Source organism: Streptomyces sp. MBT53 (genome assembly GCF_016654115.1).
In the GTDB taxonomy this organism is placed as follows: domain Bacteria; phylum Actinomycetota; class Actinomycetes; order Streptomycetales; family Streptomycetaceae; genus Streptomyces.
In genome coordinates this window covers 1-3700 of record NZ_JAEQAZ010000371.1, presented here as the reverse complement: position 1 = coordinate 3700, position 3700 = coordinate 1, and the positions used below count along the sequence as shown (strand labels likewise).

3 protein-coding genes are annotated in these 3700 nt (G+C 67.8%); all 3 read right to left on the bottom strand.

Annotated elements, in window-relative coordinates; translation table 11 throughout:
* Positions 1-171: 171 nt before the first annotated feature.
* The 3 genes from JHN45_RS51025 to JHN45_RS51015 all read right to left on the bottom strand — a co-directional run bounded on the left by JHN45_RS51025 (position 172) and on the right by JHN45_RS51015 (position 3669).
* Complete coding sequence (locus JHN45_RS51025) at positions 172-861, bottom strand: transglycosylase SLT domain-containing protein (RefSeq protein WP_200717438.1); 690 nt, start codon at positions 859-861, stop codon at positions 172-174.
* Positions 862-1292: 431 nt separating this feature from the next.
* The gene (locus JHN45_RS51020; RefSeq protein ID WP_201056306.1) at positions 1293-2618 is read right to left on the bottom strand and encodes a PhoH family protein; all 1326 of its coding nucleotides are present in this window, start codon (positions 2616-2618) and stop codon (positions 1293-1295) included.
* A 310-nt stretch (positions 2619-2928) separates the two neighbouring features.
* The gene (locus JHN45_RS51015; RefSeq protein ID WP_201056307.1) at positions 2929-3669 is read right to left on the bottom strand and encodes an isoprenyl transferase; all 741 of its coding nucleotides are present in this window, start codon (positions 3667-3669) and stop codon (positions 2929-2931) included.
* Positions 3670-3700: the final 31 nt, after the last annotated feature.

Here is a 3700-nt window from a genome sequence, read left to right as displayed (position 1 = left end):
GCCGGCCGAGCCACCCTGGCACTCGCGACATGATCCGCCCTCTTCCCCCGTCTGTCCCCACCCCACTCCCCCCTGGAGCCGTTGCGTGTCCGACCGTACAGGGCGAAGGCCCCTCCCCCTAGGACGGGGAGGGGCCTCGCAAGGTTGAGCGGCCCGGGACGGGCGTACGACCTAGTACCAGCTGTTCGCCTGCCAGAACGACCAGGCCTCGCACGGGCTGCCGTAGCGGCTGTCCATGTAGTTGAGGCCCCACTTGATCTGGGTGGCGGGGTTGGTCTGCCAGTCGGAGCCCGCGGAGGAGTACTTGGAGGCGGGCAGTGCCTGGAAGAGACCGTAGGCGCCGGAGGAGGCGTTGACGGCGTGGGGGTTCCAGCCGGACTCGTGGGACACGATGTTGCTGAAGCACTGGAACTGGCCGCTGGGCACCATCTGGGCTGCCATGGCCTGGATCTGTGCGGTCGTGTACGAGCTCTGCACGGGGAAGCTGGAGGAGGAACGGCTCGCCGCGGACTTCGCCTCGGCACGCTCCTTCGCGTCCTTCTCCGCCTTTTCGGCAGCGGCCTTCTTGGCGACCGCTGACTTCGCGGCGGCCAGGCGGGCCGACTCCTCGGCGTCCTTCTTGGCGCTCGCATCGGCCTGGATCGCCTGGGCGTCGGCCTGCTGCGTCAAGGAGGCGGTCTGCACCTGGGCCTGCTGGCCCGTGGGGATGTCCGCCAGGAGCGTGGTGTCGGCTGCCGTCGTCTCGGCGTCATTGTTCTGCGCCTGAGCGACGCTGCCAGAGGCAACGCCCACGACGCTTCCGACGGCGGTGACCGCGGTGGCCGAGGCCACTGCGAATCCCCGGACCGAAATCCGGCTCACACGGTTTCCTTCCAGCATCGTCCGCTTCGGTGACCCTGGCGGACGCAATCGTGCCCCTGAACGCTGGCCTCCCACCTACGGGGTCACGGGAGGCACGGGCCCGGTGGGCAACTCCCGCTCGGGGAGTGCCGCGTGAAGAAGCGGGCGGCATACGACTTCGCTGTGGAGTTGGCTGTGGTGCTCAAGTTGGTGCGTACCTCCCCCACTACCAAAAGTGCGGGGGTACCCCCAGGGGTACACGTGTGTCGTATGCGGGGCCTGACAGGAGTGAGACTCTGCCGTAACCGGACGCCGGGTGGCAATTCTGAGTTGCGTGTGAAAGCTCACATCCCGTTTGCCCCAGGGGATTTGGAGAAACAGCAGGACGCCAAAGCGCCGCCCCGCTAGGCTCCTTGGCTTTGCGGGGCGGCGCCAACTGACGTGCAATTACCTCAGATTTGGCCGTCCTCCAGCATTTCGGTCACAAGCGCCGCGATCTGGGACCTCTCGGACCTGGTGAGCGTCACATGCGCGAAGAGCGGGTGGCCCTTCAGCTTCTCCACCACGGCGACGACACCGTCGTAGCGACCGACCCTCAGATTGTCCCGCTGGGCCACGTCATGAGTGAGAACCACCCTTGAATTGGCGCCGATTCGGGACAGGACGGTCAGCAGGACGTTCCGCTCCAGGGACTGCGCCTCGTCCACGATCACGAACGCGTCGTGCAGCGAGCGTCCGCGGATGTGGGTGAGGGGCAGGACCTCCAGCATCCCGCGGGCGGTGACCTCCTCGATGACCTCGCGGCTGGTGACCGCGGACAGCGTGTCGAAGACCGCCTGGGCCCAGGGGCCCATCTTGTCGGCCTCGGAGCCGGGCAGGTAGCCCAGTTCCTGTCCGCCCACCGCGTACAGCGGACGGAAGACCATGACCTTCTTGTGCTGGCGGCGCTCCAGGACCGCCTCCAGGCCCGCGCAGAGCGCGAGCGCGGACTTGCCGGTGCCGGCCCGGCCTCCCATGGACAGGATCCCGATGTCCGGGTCGAGCAGCAGATCCAGCGCGATGCGCTGCTCCGCGCTGCGGCCCTTGATGCCGAAGGCCTCCCGGTCGCCGCGCACCAGCCGGACGTTGCCGTCGGCGGTGACGCGGCCCAGCGCCTTGCCGCGCTCGGACTGGATGGTCAGTCCGGTGTGCACGGGAAGGTCTGCCGCTTCCGGGACGTAGATGTGGCCTTCCTCGAAGAGGATGTCCACCTGTTCGCCCGGCAGGGTCAGTTCGGACATTCCGGTCCAGCCGGAGGAGCCCGTGATGGCCAGTTCCGCGCGGTACTCCTCGGCGAGGAGTCCGACGGACGAGGCCTTGATCCTGAGCGGAAGGTCCTTCGACACGACGGTGACGTCGTACCCCTCGGCCTGCAGATTGCGGGCGACCGCGAGGATGCGGGAGTCGTTGTCCCCCAGGCGGTACCCACTGGGCAGCACGCTGGGGTCCGAGTGGTTGAGCTCGACCCTGACGGTGCCGCCGAGTTCCCCGATCGGGATGGGGGCGTCGAGGCGACCGTGCCGGACCCGGAACTCGTCCAGCAGGCGCAGGGCCTGCCGGGCGAAGTAACCGAGTTCGGGATGGTGCCGCTTGGCCTCCAGCTCTGTGACCACGACGATCGGCAGCACGACTTCGTGCTCGTCGAAGCGGTTCAGTGCGTTCGGGTCGGCCAGCAGAACGCTGGTGTCGAGAACATAGGTGAGCCGGTCAGGCATACGGCGCTTTGTGCTGGTCACCACGGAAGGACGTACCCCCTCGGAAGAGGTCGGGGAGCGACGGAGAGGAGCTGGACCGGTCCAGGCCGCGATGCGCGGGCCGGAGACCGGCCCTCCGTCTCGCCCGTACTGACCGCACGGTCGAACTGGTGCAAAGGGCCTCCCGGGCGGACGGCCCCGTGCCGTCCGCTGAGATACGACACCCGTGGTTCGGGCGTCGACCTGCTTGGCTTATGCCCTCGAACATGCGCCGCCATGCCACGGCATATGACGACGCCCTGGTGAACTCCTTGTTACTTGTGCACCAAACGGGGTAGACGCGGCAGCTTGTCCGTCATCCGCCGTAACGTCGGTGTCGCGCGGCGTAGTCACGCATCGCGCGCAGGAAGTCGACCTTGCGGAACGCCGGCCAGAAGACTTCACAGAAGTAGTACTCGGAGTGGGCCGTCTGCCAGAGCATGAATCCGGACAGCCGCTGCTCGCCGCTGGTGCGGATCACCAGATCGGGGTCGGGCTGATCGCCCGTATAGAGGTGCTTGCCGATGAGTTCGACGTCCACGTGGTCGGCGAGCTCCTCCAGGGAGGTGCCCTTGTCGGCGGCGTCCAGGATCATCGAGCGGACCGCGTCGGCGATCTCCTGCCGGCCGCCGTAGCCGATGGCGACGTTGACGAGTATCCCGTCGATGTGCGCGGTGGACTCCTCCGCCTCCTTGAGGACGGACTGCATCCCGGACGGCAGCAGGTCGAGGGTGCCGACGTGGTGGACGCGCCAACGGCCGTCCGCGGCAAGGGAACTGACGACGTTCTCGATGATGCCGAGCAGCGGGCCGAGTTCCTCCTGGGGGCGGTCGAAGTTGTCCGTCGACAGCAGCCACAGGGTGACGACCTCGACGTCCGTCTCGCTGCACCAGCCGAGGAACTCCTCGATCTTGTCGCCGCCGGCCCGGTGGCCCTGGACGGTGGTGGAACCCGCGGCCTTCGCCCAGCGCCGGTTGCCGTCCATGATGACGCCGATGTGCTTGGGCACCGACGCGTGGTCGAGATGGCCTCCCACCCTGCGCCGCCTGCTGGTCAGGTTCTACGCACGCAGGGTGGGAGGCCATCTC